Origin of the sequence: Streptomyces pactum, assembly GCF_016031615.1 — a bacterium.
Lineage (GTDB): Bacteria > Actinomycetota > Actinomycetes > Streptomycetales > Streptomycetaceae > Streptomyces > Streptomyces pactus.
In genome coordinates this window covers 2,532,938-2,549,521 of sequence record NZ_JACYXC010000001.1, presented here as the reverse complement: position 1 = coordinate 2,549,521, position 16,584 = coordinate 2,532,938, and the positions used below count along the sequence as shown (strand labels likewise).

At 72.8% G+C, this 16,584-nt stretch carries 16 protein-coding genes; 6 read left to right on the top strand and 10 right to left on the bottom strand.

Annotated features, from left to right (window positions below; genetic code table 11):
• Positions 1-160: 160 nt before the first annotated feature.
• From IHE55_RS09880 to IHE55_RS09865, 4 genes are all read left to right on the top strand, one after another.
• A complete protein-coding gene (locus IHE55_RS09880) occupies positions 161-1,723 on the top strand; it encodes an acyl-CoA carboxylase subunit beta (protein ID WP_197988689.1) in 1,563 nt (520 codons plus the stop codon).
• Complete coding sequence (locus tag IHE55_RS09875) at positions 1,720-2,082, top strand: acyl-CoA carboxylase epsilon subunit (protein ID WP_197988688.1); 363 nt, start codon at positions 1,720-1,722, stop codon at positions 2,080-2,082. Before IHE55_RS09880 ends, IHE55_RS09875 begins: the two co-directional genes overlap by 4 nt.
• Positions 2,083-2,789: 707 nt before the next feature.
• The gene (locus IHE55_RS32220) at positions 2,790-3,350 is read left to right on the top strand and encodes an ABC transporter permease (RefSeq protein WP_307826865.1); all 561 of its coding nucleotides are present in this window, start codon (positions 2,790-2,792) and stop codon (positions 3,348-3,350) included.
• Between the two features lie 35 nt (positions 3,351-3,385).
• On the top strand, positions 3,386-4,438 hold the full coding sequence (locus IHE55_RS09865; protein WP_307826592.1) for an ABC transporter substrate-binding protein: 1,053 nt from the start codon (positions 3,386-3,388) through the stop codon (positions 4,436-4,438).
• Between the two features lie 339 nt (positions 4,439-4,777).
• Here IHE55_RS09865 and IHE55_RS09860 read toward each other — a convergent pair whose 3' ends face one another.
• The 5 genes from IHE55_RS09860 to IHE55_RS09840 form a co-directional block, all read right to left on the bottom strand.
• Positions 4,778-6,031 carry an MFS transporter gene (locus IHE55_RS09860; protein WP_232265510.1) on the bottom strand — a complete coding sequence of 418 codons (1,254 nt, stop codon included), beginning with the start codon at positions 6,029-6,031 and terminating at the stop codon, positions 4,778-4,780.
• 214 nt (positions 6,032-6,245) lie between these two features.
• Positions 6,246-7,046 carry an LLM class F420-dependent oxidoreductase gene (locus IHE55_RS09855; protein ID WP_197988686.1) on the bottom strand — a complete coding sequence of 267 codons (801 nt, stop codon included), beginning with the start codon at positions 7,044-7,046 and terminating at the stop codon, positions 6,246-6,248.
• Positions 7,047-7,301: 255 nt separating this feature from the next.
• The gene (locus tag IHE55_RS09850) at positions 7,302-8,318 is read right to left on the bottom strand and encodes a zinc-dependent alcohol dehydrogenase (protein ID WP_197988685.1); all 1,017 of its coding nucleotides are present in this window, start codon (positions 8,316-8,318) and stop codon (positions 7,302-7,304) included.
• Positions 8,319-8,448: 130 nt separating this feature from the next.
• A complete protein-coding gene (locus IHE55_RS09845; protein WP_197988684.1) occupies positions 8,449-8,844 on the bottom strand; it encodes an ATP-binding protein in 396 nt (131 codons plus the stop codon).
• A gap of 119 nt (positions 8,845-8,963) precedes the next feature.
• A complete protein-coding gene (locus IHE55_RS09840; RefSeq protein ID WP_197988683.1) occupies positions 8,964-9,203 on the bottom strand; it encodes a DUF7848 domain-containing protein in 240 nt (79 codons plus the stop codon).
• A gap of 394 nt (positions 9,204-9,597) precedes the next feature.
• Here IHE55_RS09840 and IHE55_RS09835 point away from each other — a divergent pair, with 394 nt between their 5' ends.
• Together IHE55_RS09835 and IHE55_RS09830 are read left to right on the top strand one after the other, a co-directional pair.
• On the top strand, positions 9,598-10,473 hold the full coding sequence (locus IHE55_RS09835; protein ID WP_197988682.1) for a helix-turn-helix domain-containing protein: 876 nt from the start codon (positions 9,598-9,600) through the stop codon (positions 10,471-10,473).
• Positions 10,470-10,709, top strand: coding sequence for a DUF397 domain-containing protein (locus tag IHE55_RS09830; RefSeq protein WP_197988681.1), 240 nt, complete (start codon positions 10,470-10,472; stop codon positions 10,707-10,709). The genes IHE55_RS09835 and IHE55_RS09830 overlap by 4 nt, the downstream gene beginning before the upstream one ends.
• A gap of 116 nt (positions 10,710-10,825) precedes the next feature.
• Here the strand turns inward: IHE55_RS09830 and IHE55_RS09825 are convergent, their stop codons facing one another.
• From IHE55_RS09825 to IHE55_RS09805, 5 genes are all read right to left on the bottom strand, one after another.
• A complete protein-coding gene (locus IHE55_RS09825; protein WP_232265509.1) occupies positions 10,826-11,362 on the bottom strand; it encodes a GNAT family N-acetyltransferase in 537 nt (178 codons plus the stop codon).
• A gap of 29 nt (positions 11,363-11,391) precedes the next feature.
• Positions 11,392-12,957: an asparagine synthase-related protein gene (locus IHE55_RS09820; protein WP_197988680.1), complete on the bottom strand. Its 1,566-nt coding sequence runs from the start codon at positions 12,955-12,957 to the stop codon at positions 11,392-11,394.
• A gap of 56 nt (positions 12,958-13,013) precedes the next feature.
• On the bottom strand, positions 13,014-13,163 hold the full coding sequence (locus IHE55_RS09815) for a hypothetical protein (RefSeq protein WP_197992315.1): 150 nt from the start codon (positions 13,161-13,163) through the stop codon (positions 13,014-13,016).
• A gap of 328 nt (positions 13,164-13,491) precedes the next feature.
• Positions 13,492-14,730: a helix-turn-helix domain-containing protein gene (locus IHE55_RS09810; protein WP_232265508.1), complete on the bottom strand. Its 1,239-nt coding sequence runs from the start codon at positions 14,728-14,730 to the stop codon at positions 13,492-13,494.
• Positions 14,731-14,915: 185 nt separating this feature from the next.
• Positions 14,916-16,487, bottom strand: coding sequence for an MFS transporter (locus tag IHE55_RS09805; RefSeq protein WP_197988679.1), 1,572 nt, complete (start codon positions 16,485-16,487; stop codon positions 14,916-14,918).
• Positions 16,488-16,584 lie beyond the last annotated feature (97 nt).

Here is a 16,584-nt window from a genome sequence, read left to right as displayed (position 1 = left end):
GCCAATCGAATTCCTGACACGCAAATGCCGGGCGGGATAGGGAACTTGGCCTCTTGCGGACATCATCGTCTCCCGTGCCCCGGCCGCGGATATCCCGTTCGTACGCTGAACGAGGCGCAGGCAGCGCCCGGTGCCGAACACGTACTTGGGGGATGGGTCAATGCCGCAGAGCAACGCCACCATGCACGACCGCGTTTCCGAGCTGCACCGGCTGCGGGAAGAGGTCCGGGAGGGTGACGCACGCGCCACCGGGGCGCAGCACGCCAAGGGCAAACGGACGGTGCGGGAGAGGCTGGACCTGCTGTTCGACGAGGGGTCCTTCACCGAGGTGGAGCCGCTGCGACGGCACCGGGCCACCGGGTTCGGGCTGGAGCAGCGCAAGCCGTACACCGACGGGGTGGTCACCGGCTGGGGGACCGTGCACGGCCGCACCGTCTTCGCCTTCGCCCACGACTTCCGGATCTTTGGCGGCGCGCTGGGCGAGGCCCACGCGCAGAAGATCCACAAGATCATGGACATGGCGCTGGCCGCCGGGGCCCCGCTGGTGTCGCTCAACGACGGTGCCGGCGCCCGCATCCAGGAGGGCGTCTCCGCGCTCGCCGGCTACGGCGGCATCTTCGAGCGGAACACCCGGGCCTCCGGGGTGATCCCGCAGATAAGCGTGATGCTGGGCCCCTGCGCCGGCGGCGCCGCCTACTCCCCGGCCCTCACCGACTTCGTCTTCATGGTCCGCGAGACCTCGCAGATGTTCATCACCGGCCCGGACGTGGTCCAGGCCGTCACCGGCGAGAAGGTCTCCCAGAACGGACTGGGCGGCGCCGATGTGCACGCCGAGACCTCCGGGGTGTGCCACTTCGCGTACGACGACGAGGAGACCTGCCTGGAGGAGGTGCGCTACCTGCTCTCCCTGCTGCCGCAGAACAACCGCGAGGCGGCGCCCGCCGTACGCGGTGACGACCCGGCCGACCGGCGCTGCGAGGCACTGCTGGACCTGGTCCCGGTGGACGGCAACCGCCCCTACGACATGCGGGACGTCATCGAGGAGATCGTGGACGACGGCGAGCACATGGAGGTGCACCAGCGCTGGGCCCCCAGCGTGCTGTGCACGCTCGCCCGGCTGGACGGCCAGGTGGTGGGCATCGTCGCCAACCAGCCGCAGTCGCTCGCCGGGGTGCTGGACATCCACTCCTCGGAGAAGGCCGCGCGGTTCGTGCAGTTCTGCGACGCCTTCAACATCCCGCTGGTGACCCTGGTGGACGTGCCCGGCTTCCTGCCCGGCGTGGACCAGGAGCACGGCGGCATCATCCGGCACGGCGCGAAGCTGCTCTACGCGTACTGCAACGCCACCGTGCCGCGGATCTCGGTGGTGCTGCGGAAGGCGTACGGCGGCGCGTACATCGTGATGGACTCCCGCTCCATCGGCACCGACCTCGCCTTCGCCTGGCCCACCAACGAGATCGCGGTGATGGGCGCGGAGGGCGCGGCCAACGTGGTCTTCCGCCGTCAGATCGCGGCCTCCGACGACCCGGACACCACCCGCAGCCAGCTGGTCAAGGAGTACACCGCCGAGCTGATGCACCCGTACTACGCGGCGGAGCGCGGGCTGGTGGACGACGTCATCGACCCCGCCGAGACGCGCGGCATCCTCATCCGCTCGCTGGCGATGCTCCGCGACAAACACGCCGACCTGCCGGTCCGCAAGCACGGGAACCAGCCGGCATGAGCGCCGGCCGCACCGGAGCCGGTGCCCCCGCGCCCGACCGGACGGCGCCCGCCGCCACCGCGCCCGGCGGGGCGGAGCGGGACCGGCCCGCGCCCGGCGCCCCGGCGGCGCCCGCGGCCGGCCAGGCCGCCGGCGCCCCGGACATCGACGGTCCGCTGGGCCCGTCCCTGCTCAAGGTCATCCGCGGCAACCCGAGCCCGGACGAGCTGGCCGCCGCCACGGCGGTGCTGCTCGCCCTGGCCCGCCGCGCGGCACCCGCCGACGGCGGCGGCACCACCGCCACCCCGCGCTGGCGTCCGGCGCCCGCCGACGGCTGTCCGCCGCGCTCCTGGAAGTCCCGCCGGTCCCCGGCCACCTGACCGGGCTCCGGCCCGGGCGCGCCGTGTCCCGAACCGGCGCCCCCGGGGCGGGACTTGGGCCGGCAACCGCGAGCCGGTGTCCGGATCGCGGCGCCGAGGTGCCTCCGGACGGCACCGCGGCACCCCGGGGCCGTAAGGGACGGAACATCCCGCAATCGGGCGGAACGGTCTGTCGATCAACGGAAAGACCCGGTAAAACGGTCGCAAACGGTCATCATCGCAACTCAATAAGGCTCACGTGATCACATTGTGTACCGGAGCATACGGGCGATAGGTTTGCGCGCATGGCCTGCCGGAGACCTGGCAGCAGCCGGTACTGCAAGGGATCTTGGGAGATGGCGCAGAGGCGCAGAAGGGGCGGCATCGCTGTGGTGCCGCACGATGACGGCCCGGTGGCGGTACCTCCGCCGTACGGCGGGGCGGACCCGCTGCCGGCCGGGCAGGCCGGGCACCGGAAGACCGGTGACGGATCCGCACACACCCGCCGGGGGCACGGCCCTGCCGCGCCCGGCGGCCGGCCGGGCGCGGCCCTGAGCCGCGGGGCGCTGCCGCCGCTGCTCCTGGGGGTGGTGCTGCTCATCGTCTGGGACCTGGCCACCCGCACCGGCGCCGTCTCCACCTACTTCCTGCCCACGCCGTGGGACCTGGCCGAGCGCTTCACCGACGATGTGGTGCACGGCCCGCTGCTGGAGTACACCCGCGAGACGGTGTGGGAGGCGCTGGCCGGCGGCGCCCTGGGGATCGGGGTGGCGCTGCCGCTGGGCTACCTGATCGCCCGCAACCGGATCGCCGCTGCCGCGCTCCAGCCGTACATCGCCGCCACCCAGGCGATCCCGGCGGTGGCGCTCGCCCCGCTGCTCGCCCTCTGGCTGGGGTACGGCCTGCTGCCCATCGCGGTCCTCTGCGCCCTGCTGGTCTTCTTCCCCATCCTGGTCAACACCGTGCTCGGACTGCGTGGCGTGGACCCGGACGTGATGGGTGCCGCCCGGGTGGACGGGGTCGGCGGGTGGGGGATGCTCTGGTACATCGAGATCCCGCTGGCCCTGCCCAGCATCCTGACCGGGGTCCGCAACGGCCTCACGCTCTCCATGACCGGCGCCGTGGTCGGCGAGTTCGCCATGGGCGGCGAGGGGCTGGGCCAGCTGCTCACCGTGCAGCGCCAGGAGGCCGACACCGTCGGCCTGTTCAGCACGATCCTCATGCTCTCCGTACTCGCCGTCGGTCTGTACGGCGCGATCCGTCTGATCGAGCGGTGTGTCCAGCGCTGAGCCTCCACCGCCTTCCATTACTTGAGGAGAAGTACGTGCGTTCCACACCCGGAACCGGCCGCCGTCCGGTGCGCAGACGCCACGCGATCGGGGCCGTCCTGCTGTCGGTCGTGGCGGTCACCGCCCTGACCTCCTGCGCCGACGAGCCGGGGAAGTCCGAGGGCAAGAACGGCGACCCGATCACCGTCGGGCTCACGTACACCCCCAACATCCAGTTCGCCCCGTTCTACGTGGCGGTGGAGAAGGGGTTCTACAAGAGCGCCGGGGTGAAGGTGAGCCTGCGCCACCACGGTGCGGCCGAGGACCTCTTCGGCGCACTGAAGCAGGGCCGCGAGGACGTGGTCTACGCGGGTGGCGACGAGATGCTCCAGGCCCGCTCCAAGAACCTGCCGATCGTGGACATCGCCACCGTCTACCACAAGTACCCGGTGGCGCTGCTGGTCCCCGAGGACTCCGACATCCGCAAGCCCCAGGACCTCAAGGGCCGCACCATCGGCACCCCCGGGCCCTTCGGCGAGACGTACTTCGGCCTGCTCGCCCTGCTCAAGGAGGCCGGGCTGTCGGAGAAGGACGCCAAGGTGAAGTACATCGGCTTCACCCAGCAGGCGGCCCTCAAGGGCAACAAGACCGACGGCGTCATGGGCTACATCAACAACGACGCGGTGAGCTTCGACGAGTCGGGCACCCCGGTCCGCGCCATCACCCTCTCCGACGAGGGCGGCGGCCAGTCGCTGGTCGGGCCCTCGCTCGGGGCCAAGCAGAGCACCCTGGACAAGCGCGGCGACGACATCCGCAAGTTCGTCGACGCCTCGCTGCGCGGGATGCAGTACACCCTCGACCACCCCGAGGAGGCGGTCGAGATCAGCAAGAAGTACATCCCCGGCCTGGACGACGGCAAGAAGAAGCGGAACGCGCTCGCCGTGCTGCGCGCCACCGAGCCGCTGATGCGCAACGACCGCGGCGAGCTGGGCCAGATCGACCCGCAGGTGTGGGCCCGGATGGCCGAGTTCATGTACGACCAGGGGCTGCTGGACAAGGAGATCCAGGCCGAGCAGGCGTACGACGCGGACTACCTGCCCAAGTCCTGACCCCGGCCGGCCGCCCCGGTCTCCGGTCCTCCCCGGCTCCTCCCGGCCTTCCCCGGCGCCCGCCGACCGGGTGCGCGGTTCCGTGCCGTGCGCACCCCGGCGGGCGCCGGCCGGGTGGGTGCCGTCCCCGGGGGCGCCGGGCCGGGGGCGCCGGCCCGGGTGGGTGCGATCCGCCCGGGTGCCGGCCGGTGGCCGGGCCGGGGCGGCGCCCACCGGGTTCCCGTAAGGGGGAATCGCCCGGGACCCCGTACGGGCGCGTACCCCGCCCCGGCGGCCCGGGACCCCTACGGGCCGCCCGCGCCGCGACGCCCCGGCCCGGGCCGCGGCGCCCGGGCCGGGTCAGGCGCGCGGGGCCGCGCGGTGGGCCGCGGCGGCCACCGCGAAGGCCACGCCGGCCCCGGCCGCCAGCGCCGCCCAGCTTCCCGCCGCCGGGACGTGGGTCACCAGCAGCAGCCCCAGCGGCGGGCCGGTGGCGGTGCCCAGGTTCCAGGCGAGCGAGGCCAGCGCGCTCGCCCGGCCCACCGACGCCTCGCCGGACCAGCTCAGCAGCAGCGGGTAGAAGGCGGAGGAGTACGTCAGCTCGCCCGCCGCGAAGACCACCGCGAAGCAGATCAGCAGCGCGTACCGGAGCACCGGCCCGCCGGTGCCGTCCAGCACCACGGCGAGCAGTCCGCAGCCGAAGGCCACCGCCCACAGCACCGGGCCGGCGGCCAGGCTCACCGTCTCCGGCAGCCGCTCGAACCAGCGCCGCGCCGGGGGCTGGAGGACCACCAGGGCGAAGGAGTTGACGGCCGTCACCACGCTCACCCAGCCCAGGGTGACCGCCATCCGGTCGTGCATCAGCAGCGGCACGGTGGCCTCGATCTGGGTGAAGCCGACCACCGCGAAGAGCGCCTGGGCGCAGATCAGCAGGGCCATCGGCCGGGACCGCAGCAGGGCGCGGTACCCGGGCCCGGCCGTGCCGTCCACCACCGCCTCCCGCGCCGCCGCCTCGCCGCGCGGGCGCATGGACAGGATCACCGCCAGCAGCGGCAGGGCCGCCGCCGCGTTCGCCACGTACAGCCAGCGCAGGGCGGTGACCGGGGTGCCGGCGCCGTGCAGCACCAGCCCGGCGATCACCGAGCCGGCGCCGATGCCGACGTTGTTCACCACGTGCCGCACGGTGAACGCGGTGCGCCGCCGGCTCTCCGGCACCGCGCCGTCCACCACCCCGACGATCGCCGCGTAGAACAGCCCGAACCCGGCGCCGACGCAGGCGCCGGAGAGCAGCACCGGCACCAGGGAGGAGGCCGGGGCGAGCAGTCCGTACCCGGCGGCGAGCGCCGCGGCGCCCGCGGCCCCCACCCGGTGCGGTCCGCCGCGGTCCGCCAGCGGCCCGCCGAGCAGCGCGGCGGTGAAGCTGGCGGCGGCCATCGCGACGAAGTAGCCGCCGGCGGCGCCGGGGCCCAGCCCCAGCAGTTCGCTGAGGTAGATGGCGGTGAACGGGAAGCACAGGCCGTTGCCGAGGCTGGACAGCAGCAGGCAGGCCATCAGCACGGTGAAGGGTCGGCCCATCGGCTCCTGGGCCGCCGCCGGCCCCTCGGGGCGGCTCATCGACGGCCCCGGTGGGCCCGGGGGCCCCGGCAGGCCCGGTGGGCCGGGCGATCCCGCCGGTCCCGGGGGCCCGGACGGTCCCGGGGGCCCGCCGGCGCCGTGGCACCGCCCGCGCCGGCCCACGCCCCGGTGCCCGTCCCGGCCGCCGTCCCGGCCCTGGTCCCGGACGCCGCCGCTCCGGCCCTCGTCCCGGCGTCCGTCCCGGTGTGTGTGGTCATGCCCGGATCGCGTCCCGGCGCTCGATCAGCTCCTCCACCAGCGCCATGTCGTACGGCGCGGGCAGCGAGAGGACCACGTGCGCCGCGCCGGCCGCGGCGTACTCCGCCAGCAGCGGCAGCCCGGCGGCGTCGATCATCACCGTGCGGGCCACCTCGCCCGGATCGCGGCCGACCCGCGCGCACCAGTCGTCCAGCACCCCGTTCAGCTCGCGGAACTCGGCGACCGGGTCGGCCGAGGCCCAGCCGTACCAGTTCCACCAGTCGGCCTCGCGGGCCACCAGCTCCAGGGTGCGCCGCCGGCCACCGCCCCCGATGAGCACCGGCAGCTCCCCGGCCGGGCCGGGGTTGAGGGTGGAGAGACGTTCCTTCACGGTCCGTACCGCGACGGCGAAGTTGTCCATCCGCTCCTTGGGGCCGGGGAAGGGCAGCCCGTACGCGCGGTGCTCCTCCTCGAACCAGCCCGCGCCCAGCCCGAGCACCAGCCGGCCGCCGCTGAGCTGATCGACGGTGCGGGCCATGTCGGCGAGGACCGAGGGGTTGCGGAAAGCGGTGCAGCAGACCAGCGGACCGATCAGCGCGTGCTCGGTCTCCACCGCCATCGCGGACAGCAGCGACCAGCACTCGAAGTGGCGGCCGGCCGGGTCCCCGTGGTGCGGCAGGAAGTGGTCCCAGGTCCACAGCGAGTCCACCCCGAGGGCGTCCGCCGCCCGCCAGGCGGCGCGCAGCGGGCCGATGTCGGTGTGCTGGGGGTGCAGCTGGACGCCGACCCGGAGGCCGGAGGGGTGGGGTGCGGGCATGGTCGGCCTTTCGTGGTGGTCCGGTACGGATGCGGGGTGCGGCCGGCGGCGGGAGCCGTCCGGGTGCGGTCCCCGAGGCGGGTGGGGCGGTGCGGCGCGCGACGGCCCGGACGGGCGGCCCCGCGCGGTCCGGAGCGCCGGGAGGCGCGGCGGGCTCCCGGGGGCCGGCGAGCGCGGCGGCTCGGCGCCGGCCGTGTGGTCCGGCGGCGGCTCAGGCGCGGCCCGGGGCCGGTTCGGGGAGGCCCGGAGGGCGGCTCAGGGGGTGACGACGACCCGGTAGACGGGCGTCCCGGCGGTCCGGGCCAGCGCCTGGTCCACGTCGTCCAGCGGGTAGCGGGCGGTGACCAGCGGCTCCAGGTACCGGGTGAGGGTCCCGCCGCGCAGCAGCTCGGCCGCGGCCCGCCAGTCCTCCGGCTCCTGGCTGTAGGAGCCGGTGACGGTGAGCTGGCGGCGGTGCACCTCGTAGCCGGGCAGTTCGGCGGGGGGACCGTCCGGCGAGCCGCCGAAGAGCACGATCCGGCCGCCGTCGGCGACCGCGGCCAGGGCGGTGGCGATGGCCTCCTTGGAGGCGATGGTCACGAAGACCACGTCGGCCCGCGGCACGGTCCCCAGCAGGTCCGGCCCGATCGCCGCGTCCGGGGCGGCGGCCTCGATCGCGGAGCGCCGCCCGGGGTCCAGCTCGACCACGGTCACCGAACGGGCCCCGTGGTGGCGGGCGAGCGCGAGGTGGAGGTGCCCCATGTAGCCGGCGCCGATGACGGTGACCCGGTCCCCGGCCCGCAGCGCACCGCGGCGCAGCGAGTGCACCACGCAGGCGAGGGGCTCGCCCATGGCGGCGAGCGCCGGGTCGACGGTGCCGACCGGCCACACCTGCGCGGCGGGCGCGACCACGTACTCGGCGAGCCCGGCGCCCATGGTGATCGCGCCGTCCTCCCGCATCCCGCCCTGCGGCGAGGAGCACACCGCGGACTGCCCGCCGCGGCAGGGGCGGCACGCCCCGCAGCGGGTGAGCAGATCGACGGTGACCAGGTCACCGACGGCCGGGGCGTCCTCCAGCTCGGCCACCTGGTCGCCGACGCGCTCCACCCGGCCCGCCACCTCGTGGCCGGCGGCGGTGGGGTAGACCGGCATGCGACCCGCGTAGAGGTTGCCTTCCATGGTGCACAGTCCGCAGGCCGCGACCCGGACCAGCACCTCGGTGGCGCCGATCTCGGGGACCGGGAGCTTCCGTATCTCCACCTGGCCGGCGGCGGTGATGACAGCTGTGCGCATGGGAACTGCCTTCCGAATACTGGATGTTGTGCCGGGAGGCTATGCCCGACGGCCACCGGGGGCAAGGTGATGATCACTCACGGGTCGTACGGGCGAGGGGCCGCCTCCAACGGCGGCCCCTCCACGCAGGTCAGCCCGCGTCTTCGCCCAGGGGGTCCCGGCAGGGCAGGCGGCAGCGGATCTGTTTGCCGAACGGGGTCGGCCGGACGCTCCAGCCCGGTGCCAGGGCGTCGAGAATCCACAGGCCGCGGCCGGATTCGGCGGTGTCGTTGCCGGGCGGGCACGGGTCCCGGTCGGGGAGCGCCGTCGGTTCCGGGTCGTGGACCGCCACGATGACCTCGTCGGCCGAGTGGGCGATCTGGACCACGACCGGGGTGAACGGCCCGCACAACCGCACGGCGTTGCCCACCAGTTCACTGGCGACCAGCCGGGCCGCCTCCGCGACCTCCTCGGTCACCCCGGCGCCGCGCAGCTCCTCCACCACCCGTGCCCGCATCTCCCGCACCTGCTCCGGCCCGGCGCTCATGTGGAGGGTGAACCCGCCGGGGCCCGGCGCCAGATAGAACCCGCAGACGGCGAGTCGGGGCGGGAACCGGGGCGGTGGCGCCGGTGCCTCGTGCGTGCTGAGTGGTGCCGTACGGGTCCTCACCACCACTCTCCGGCGACGGCACGGTACGGGCGGGTGACGGTCTCCCGGTAGTCCAGGTGGCGCGGGTTGGCCTTGAGGTGCCCGGCCGCCCACTCGGTCCCGGGATCGGCGGTCCCCGTGGTGGGGCCGGAGGCGTCGCAGGTGGCGCACCGCATCGTGAAGGTGTGCGGCTCGGCCTCCGGACGCAGGTCGGGGCCGATGGTGTGGTCCCGGAACCGGTACCGCGCGCGGCTCATGGCTGCCCCCTTCGCACCTCGTGCCGCCGGCGCCGGGTGCGGTGGCCGTCCGGCAGTATCCGGTACGCCGGGCGCTCGACGTTCCTCGCGATAGCGTGGGTCATGCCGTCAACCTCCGTGGGGTTGAGGGCCACGCCCCCGGATCGGTCGCTCGATCGCGGGGGTTCTGTGCGTGGCCGTGCTGTGTCCGGCCGGGTCACCGGCCGGAGCCTCCGGGCCGCTCACTCTGCCGCCCCATTCACCGGCCGCACAATAGAATCCGCCGTGAATCACCCACTGCGGAGGAAATGGCACATGCCAGGCCCGGCGGATCGGCTGGTGGGGTGCACGTTTGCCGTGCCATGCTGCGTACATCGCCGCGGAGAACAGGCAGTTGAGCCGGAGAGGCAGACAGATGGCGGCACCGCACAGGCCGACGGCGCGACGCATCGCACTGGGGCATGAGCTTCGCGAACTGCGCAAGCGGGCGCGGCTCAGCCTCGAAGAGGCCGTGCAGGACCTGTCGTTCAGCGACACCAAGCTGCAACGCGTCGAGACCGGACTTCAGGACCTGCGGAGCGCGGGCGACCTGCGCAAGCTCCTCGAACGCTACGGGGTCACCGACGAGGAAGAGATCGAAAGGCTGGTGGCCACCCAGCGGGAGGCCGCCAGCCGGGAGTGGTGGACGCCCGTCGCCACGGAACTGACCGCGGGGATGCCGCGGTTCCTCGGTATCGAGACGGCGGCCCAGGAGATCCGGGCCTATCACCCGACCATCATCCTCGGGCTGTTGCAGACCGAGGCCTACGCCCGCACGCGGCACGAGAGCGCCAAGCCCATCGATGAGACGACGACCGAGTTCATCGAACAGAGCGTGGAGGTGAGGATGAAACGGAAGGAGGCGCTGACCCGGGACGAGGACCCGCTGAAGTTCTGGGCCATTCTCAACGAGTCAGCGCTGCGGCACGTGGTCGGGGACGCCGAGCTGATGTGTGAGCAGTACGACGAGATCGCCCGGCTGGCCGCGCTCGACAACGTGACGGTGCAGGTGCTTCCCCAGTCGATGCGGGGATACCTGTTCGAGCACAACTTCAGCATCATGATCCTCGGCGACACCATGCCGACGACGATCCAGGTGGACACCCCGTTCGGCAACGCCTCGTCGGTCTCCGACAAGCGCCGGGAAGTCGGGCGGTTCTCCCGCCAGTTCGAGGCGCTGTCCAGGTCGGCCCTGCCTCCCGAGGACACCCCGACGTTCCTGCACCAACTATCCCGAGAGATCACGGCATGACCACCGACGCCCGCACCCTGATGGCCCACGACCTCATCGACGCGGACTGGATCAAATCCTCCTACAGCGGCAACGGCAACAACTGCGTGGAGGTCGCGGACCTGACCGGGGCCGTCCCGGCCGGGGTCGGCGTCCGGGACTCCAAGGACCCGGACGGCCCGGCGCTGGTCGTCTCCGCCGACGGCTGGTCGGCGTTCGTGTCCGCCGTCCGGCGCGGGGAGTTCCCTGCGTCCTGACCGGCGGCCCGTCCCGGCCCGCGTACCGTCACCGAGACGGACGGCCCCCGCGACCGGGGGCCGTCGTCGTGTCCGGGAGCCGTCCGCAGGGCCGTCGTGCCCGCACCGGATCCGTCCTACGGGCTGTCCCAGGGGGCGGCGAGCATGCCGCCGAGGCCCGGGACCGGTTCGGCACGGCGCTCCATCAGGTAGACCCGGTTGCGGGTGCGCTGCACGGTGTGGCGCAACACGAAGCCCTGGGTCTCGTAGTAGGCGACGAGGCCGGGGAACATGCAGCCACGCCTGGTCCATGCCTTGCCGTCCCCGGCCGCTTTGTCGGTGGCCCACAGGGCGATGAGCGTTCCGGGTCTGTGCTCGCGGAAGGCCGGGTCCGTCACTGTGCTGTACAGGTAGTAGGCGGGCTCGCGGCGTTCCGCGTCCGACCACCCCCACGGCGGGGTGTGCTCCTGCACGGTGGTGCATCCGGCGATGCGGCCCCGGCCGTCCTCAAGCACGTACATGGAGCCGTCGGAGTTCTCCGCCTGTGCGGCGAGGTCGGCCGCGCTCTGCCGCCAGGACGGCAGGCCTCGCTCTTCCAGCCACGCGGACCGGGACAGAATCAGGTTCTCGATCGCCGGCGCGTCGGCTGCGGTGGCGGGACGGATGACGGGCAACGGGATGCTCCTTGCCGGGTGATTGGTTCCTACAGGAAGGCGCGGGTGGCGAGGTGGAGGTTGATGACCTCCAGGAGTGGGGCGTGGTCCTCCTCCTGGTAACCGCCGGCGCTCAATCCCCGCACAGCCGTGCGGAGCCGGTCCGGATCCACCAGCCTCGTGTCGAACAGCTCGGACCCCTCCTTCAGCATCTCGCGGAACAGAGGGCGGGCGGCGGAGGTCAGCACGAGTTGGACGACCTCGGCGAAGGACTCGCGTTCCCGGGACTGCGTGACGTCCGGGCTCAGGCCGAGCGAGGCGAGCCGTCGGCGCTGGAGTTGCTTGAGCTGACGCCAGTGGAAGGGCAGCCATTCACCCAGCTGGATCATTCCCGGATCGGCGAAGGGATGGACCGGCCAGATGCCGGCTCGTAGCAGGACGGGCGCGGTCGTCTCCAGGGACAGCAGAGTCATGGAGTTGACCACGGCCGGAGGTGCGATCGCGTCATCGGCGAACTCAAGCGCCTGCCAGGCACGCTCGCCGACCCACGGCAGAGCATCTCCTGCTTCCCCCATGGACTTGTGAGGGTATTCCTCCTGCGAGAGCGCCACCATCTCATCCCCGCCCAGACCGGTCACGACAGCACGTGCGCCGTGCGCGGCCAGCTCGGCGGTGAGCAGGGTGAATGGGAGGTGGATCGGCTCCTCGTACGGGCTGATCAACTCGCCTCTCACCCGCGCGCATGCCGGACCGAGAGGGAGGTTCTCCACGGCATCCACCAGATGGTCCGTCCCCGCGAAGGGGAGAGCGCGCAGGATTTCCTCGCGGCGCCGCACCTGGGATACGCGTCCCGGACCACCGATGAGCAGCGCGCCGGTGGAGAACCGGCCGGGGTACCGCTCGGCCGCCCGCGTCGCCACGGTGCCCGAGTCGAAGCCTCCGGTCATGTGGAAGGCCGTGGTGGCAGGGTCGAGGGGCCGCAGGTCGAGAGCGTCGTCCATCGCCCGGACGAAGGCGGCCAGCACGTCGGCGTCCGGGGCCAGCTCGCGGGGTCCGCCGTGAAGTGCGGGCTCGGGGTAGCTGAGGTACAAGTGGCCGCCGAAGAACGCGGTGCACCGTTCCGTGACCCGGTGGATCCCCACGAAGACGGTCTCCGTGCTGTACCGCGGGCGATAGATCAGCAGCCGAGCGACCTCCCGGGCGTTGAGCCCCCGAGCGTGATCGGCCAGATCCGCCATGTCCCAGGAGGCGAACAGGCTCCGCCGGTCGTGCGCGACGTACAGGGGTGCGGTGCCGCAGGGGCCTGTCGTGACGCGAACCGGTTCATCAGGCGCGGTCTCCGTCACCACGTGGTCCGCCGGCCAGGCGCCGACCAGGCTCCTGGCGGTGTCGAACGCGTCGGGCGACACAGTCTGGGGGTTGGGGTCCGCCACACGGCGCCCGGCGACGCGTTCGCGGACGACAAGGAGCGTTCTGCTGCCGTCGGTGATCGCCACATGCTCGAGCAGGGGATGCGGGTAGGGCCGCAGCTCACTGCTCCCGTCTCCGGTTGTGTACCGGATGCCGTCCCAGGCCCACGTCGTGTCCGCGTACGGAGTGAGGCACATCGTCAGCATGGCTGTCCCTTCGGACGGGCCGGGACACGGTTGTGTTCCGCGTCCCGGCAGCGGTACTACACGGCAGTGGTGTCGTACGTCTTCGCTCCGTCGGAGGACCCGGAAGTCTTCTTGTACTCATGGGTCTCGGCGGGGGTCTGCACCTTGCGGTGAGCTTTCGTGGTAAACAGCTTCTCGAAGCTGGTGGTGCGCTTCGGCGGGGGCATCACGTCGTCCATCGCTCTCTCCTTGTGGTCCTTCGGCGCCGGATCCCGGCGCCGTCGTATCCCTGGGCGGCGGGTCCGTCGGACGAACGGGGCGGGACGGACCCGCCGGCGGGGTGCCGGCGCATCGAGGACCCGGGGGCGTGTACGGACCCGACGGTGTCGCGGCCAGGTGGGCACCGGCACAGGGCGGGGTTGCCGACCGTGTTCCCGGACGGCCGCCGCGCCACGTGCTTCATCGGTGTTCGGCCGACGACTGACCGTAACGACCTGGGAGCTGGCAAGGGGGTACAAGACCTACCCCTTTGGTGAGTGGTACAGGCTGTACCCCCTACGCGGCCTGCACCCCGAGGCGGTGCGCGAGGTGACGCACGTCGTCCCGGATGACGCGGCTCGGAGAGCCGGCCAGCTCGGTCACGGTCGCGCGCGCGAACACGTTGTAACGGGCCGTCTCCGGTGAGATGTCCAGGGCCTTTTTCAACAGGTGTACGACGGCCACATGTTCACCTTGCAGGCTGTAGGCGCGAGCGGACTCGATGGTGTGGAAGGAGCGTCGCGTGGCGGAGGGCATCGGTGCCAGGTCCGCGCCGTGGGCGGCGTCAACGGCGTCACGACCGCGTACGAGGTCCGCGTACATGGTGACCGCGTAGGCGTCCACCATGCCCCGGCCGAAGATCAGGTAGGGGTGCGCGTAACCGTCCCCGAGTCGCTTCGCGGCATCGTCCGCAAGGTCCCAGAAGCGTTCCGCGTTGCCCCGCTGCCCGATCTTGGCGTAGGACAGTGCCGCCGCAAGGTGCAGCAGCCCCCAGCGTGCGAGATCCTCCGCGCTGTTCTCCGGCTTCAGCAGGTGGGCGGCCCGCATCGCGAGGTCCACGCGAGCCTCGTGCTGCTCTCCGGCGTCCCGGAAGACATGGTTCATGTACCAGGCTGCGGAGGCCATCGCGCGAGGGCTGTCGGCATCCTGAGCAGCTGACATCGAGCGATCGCCGGTGAGGAACACCAGCTCCGGCGCGGGCTGGAAAGAGAGATACAACTGGGCGAGGTGGTAAGTCTCGGCAAGCCCGACCAGGACGCGACGGCGATCGGCTCCGATCAGCGAACGGGTGGCGTGTTGGAGATCGCCGAGCAGGTCGGGCAGTACCGCAGCGACCCGTGTGCGGTGCTCACCCGCCCCATGCCACAGGCTCCATGCCTCGCGCACCCGGCCCAGCAGATGGGCCGCGACGTCCGGCCTCTCGTCCCTGTCGTTGAGCTGGTAGGTGGTCAGGGCGTCCCGCACGGCGGAGAGGGCGGCGTGCGCCGACTTGGTGTGGGTGGTCGCCAGCCCGCGCTCGTCTCCGGTCAGTTCGGAGATGTCATCGACTCCGAGAACATCGGCGAGGCGGAGCAGCAAAGGGAGCCGAGGGGTCTTGAGACGGCCGTTCTCGATAGCCTTGACCCATTCCGCGGAGCGGCCCACCAGACCACCGACGACGGCGCGGGTCTGGCCATTGCGCTCGCGGACTCGACGGACCCGCTGGCCGAAAGTGAGCGGGCAGCCGTCCGGGGTCATGTCGGTGCGTGTGGACATCGCGAACTCCATTCCGACTCGACACCGGAACGGTACTCCCGGCCCGTACCGGGGCGCAGCCGCCGACGGCCGATCCCTCGCGATCTGCGTACCGTCACCGAGACGGACGGTCCCCGCACCCGGGGGCCGTCCGCCGGGCGGGCACCGGACCCGGCCAGCCGCCCCGACCCGGCCGGACGGCCGGATCAGCCGCGGGCGCTGTGCCGCCCGGTGCGGGTGCGGCGGTAGGCGTACCAGATGACGGCCGCGCCGATGAAGGACACCGCCGCGCCGCCGACCGCCGCGACGTGCATCGCGGCGACGTAGCCGCTGTCGGCCTGCGCGGCGAGGCCGGGCAGGTTCAACTGGTCGGCGACGAGCCGGGTCGCCTCGGCGGACTCCTCGGCGGTGGCGGCCGGGCCCTCCGGCAGCGCGTCCAGCTCCGGGCGGATCTCGGACCGGTAGACGGTGGTGAGCACCGAGCCCAGTACGGCCACGCCCAGCACGCCGCCGATCTGCCGCATGGAGTTGTTCACCGCGGACCCGGCACCGGTGCGGCCGGGCGGCAGGATGGCCATGATCGCCTCGGTGGTGGGCGCGACCGCGGCGCCCATGCCCAGTCCCTGGACCACCAGGAAGACCCAGAACAGCGGCAGACCGCTGTGCTCGTCGAGGAAGACGTAGGACGCGAAGCCGGCCGCGGCGGCGAGCATCGCGGCGGTCACCACCGGCCGCAGGCCGTACCGCTTGACCAGCCGGGCGGAGACCGGGGCGCCGAGCACCACCCCGGCGGCCACCGGGGCGAGGGTGAGGCCGCAGGTCAGCGGCGACTGGCCGTGCACGCCCTGGAGGTAGAAGCTGGTGTAGTACATGGAGCCGTTGAGGCCGAAGAAGACCAGCATCACCGCGACGCTGGCCCCGGTGAACCGGCGGTCGCGGAACAGCCGGACGTCGAAGCTGGGGTTGGCCACCCGCAGTTCCACCGCCACGAAGACCGCGACCAGCACCAGGCCGCCGGCGATCGAGCCCCACACCACCGGGTCGCCCCAGTCGTTGCGGTGGCCGCCCTCGATGACGCCCCACACCACCGCGAACAGCCCGGCGGTGGACAGCAGCACGCCCAGCGGGTCGAACCGGTGCTCCACGAAGCGCTCCGCGCCCGGCAGCCAGATCAGCGCGCCGGCCACGCAGAGCAGCACGATCGGCACGTTGACCAGGAACACCGACCCCCACCAGAAGTGGTCCAGCAGCACCCCGCCGAGCACCGGGCCGCCGGCGATGGCCAGCCCGCTGGAGGCGGACCAGATGGCGATGGCGGTGGCCCGGTGCCGCTCGTCGAAGACCTGGGCGATGAGCGAGAGGGTGGCGGGCATGATCAGCGCGCTGCCGACGCCCATCACGCCGCGGGCGACGATGAGTTCGGTGGCCGAGCCGGAGTAGGCCGCCCAGGCGGAGGCGGCGCCGAAGACCCCCATGCCGGCCAGCAGCAGGGCGCGGTGGCCGTAGCGGTCGGCGAGCACCCCGCCGGTGAAGAGCAGGACCGCGAAGACCAGGGTGTAGGAGCTGATGCTCCACTGGAGTTCACCCGGGTCGGCGCCGACCCCGGCGTCCGGGTCGGCCAGCGTGGTCAGCGCCACGTTGAGGACCGTGTTGTCCAGCCAGACGGCGAGCTGGGCCAGGATGAGCACACCCAGCGCCAGCCACTGGCGTGCGGTGGGCCCGGACCTGTCTCCGGCGCGGCGGGGGCTGGTGGTGGACGCGGTGTGCGGTGCGGCCATGGGGGCGGCGCCTTTCGGGATCACGACGGCGTCGGTCCGTGTCGTGCGGCGGGAGGACGGTTTGCTCCGGTCCCGGCCGAAGTTACCAACGGCTCGG

Excerpts from the sequence above, each read along its gene's own strand:
- IHE55_RS09880 (WP_197988689.1), top strand. The coding sequence starts at position 161 with ATGCCGCAGAGCAACGCCACCATGCACGACCGCGTTTCCGAGCTGCAC.
- IHE55_RS09875 (WP_197988688.1), top strand. The coding sequence starts at position 1,720 with ATGAGCGCCGGCCGCACCGGAGCCGGTGCCCCCGCGCCCGACCGGACG.
- IHE55_RS09860 (WP_232265510.1), bottom strand. The coding sequence starts at position 6,031 with ATGAGCCGCCCCGAGGGGCCGGCGGCGGCCCAGGAGCCGATGGGCCGA.
- IHE55_RS09855 (WP_197988686.1), bottom strand. The coding sequence starts at position 7,046 with ATGCCCGCACCCCACCCCTCCGGCCTCCGGGTCGGCGTCCAGCTGCAC.
- IHE55_RS09850 (WP_197988685.1), bottom strand. The coding sequence starts at position 8,318 with ATGCGCACAGCTGTCATCACCGCCGCCGGCCAGGTGGAGATACGGAAG.
- IHE55_RS09845 (WP_197988684.1), bottom strand. The coding sequence starts at position 8,844 with ATGAGCGCCGGGCCGGAGCAGGTGCGGGAGATGCGGGCACGGGTGGTG.
- IHE55_RS09840 (WP_197988683.1), bottom strand. The coding sequence starts at position 9,203 with ATGAGCCGCGCGCGGTACCGGTTCCGGGACCACACCATCGGCCCCGAC.
- IHE55_RS09835 (WP_197988682.1), top strand. The coding sequence starts at position 9,598 with ATGGCGGCACCGCACAGGCCGACGGCGCGACGCATCGCACTGGGGCAT.
- IHE55_RS09830 (WP_197988681.1), top strand. The coding sequence starts at position 10,470 with ATGACCACCGACGCCCGCACCCTGATGGCCCACGACCTCATCGACGCG.
- IHE55_RS09820 (WP_197988680.1), bottom strand. The coding sequence starts at position 12,957 with ATGCTGACGATGTGCCTCACTCCGTACGCGGACACGACGTGGGCCTGG.
- IHE55_RS09815 (WP_197992315.1), bottom strand. The coding sequence starts at position 13,163 with ATGCCCCCGCCGAAGCGCACCACCAGCTTCGAGAAGCTGTTTACCACG.
- IHE55_RS09810 (WP_232265508.1), bottom strand. The coding sequence starts at position 14,730 with ATGTCCACACGCACCGACATGACCCCGGACGGCTGCCCGCTCACTTTC.
- IHE55_RS09805 (WP_197988679.1), bottom strand. The coding sequence starts at position 16,487 with ATGGCCGCACCGCACACCGCGTCCACCACCAGCCCCCGCCGCGCCGGA.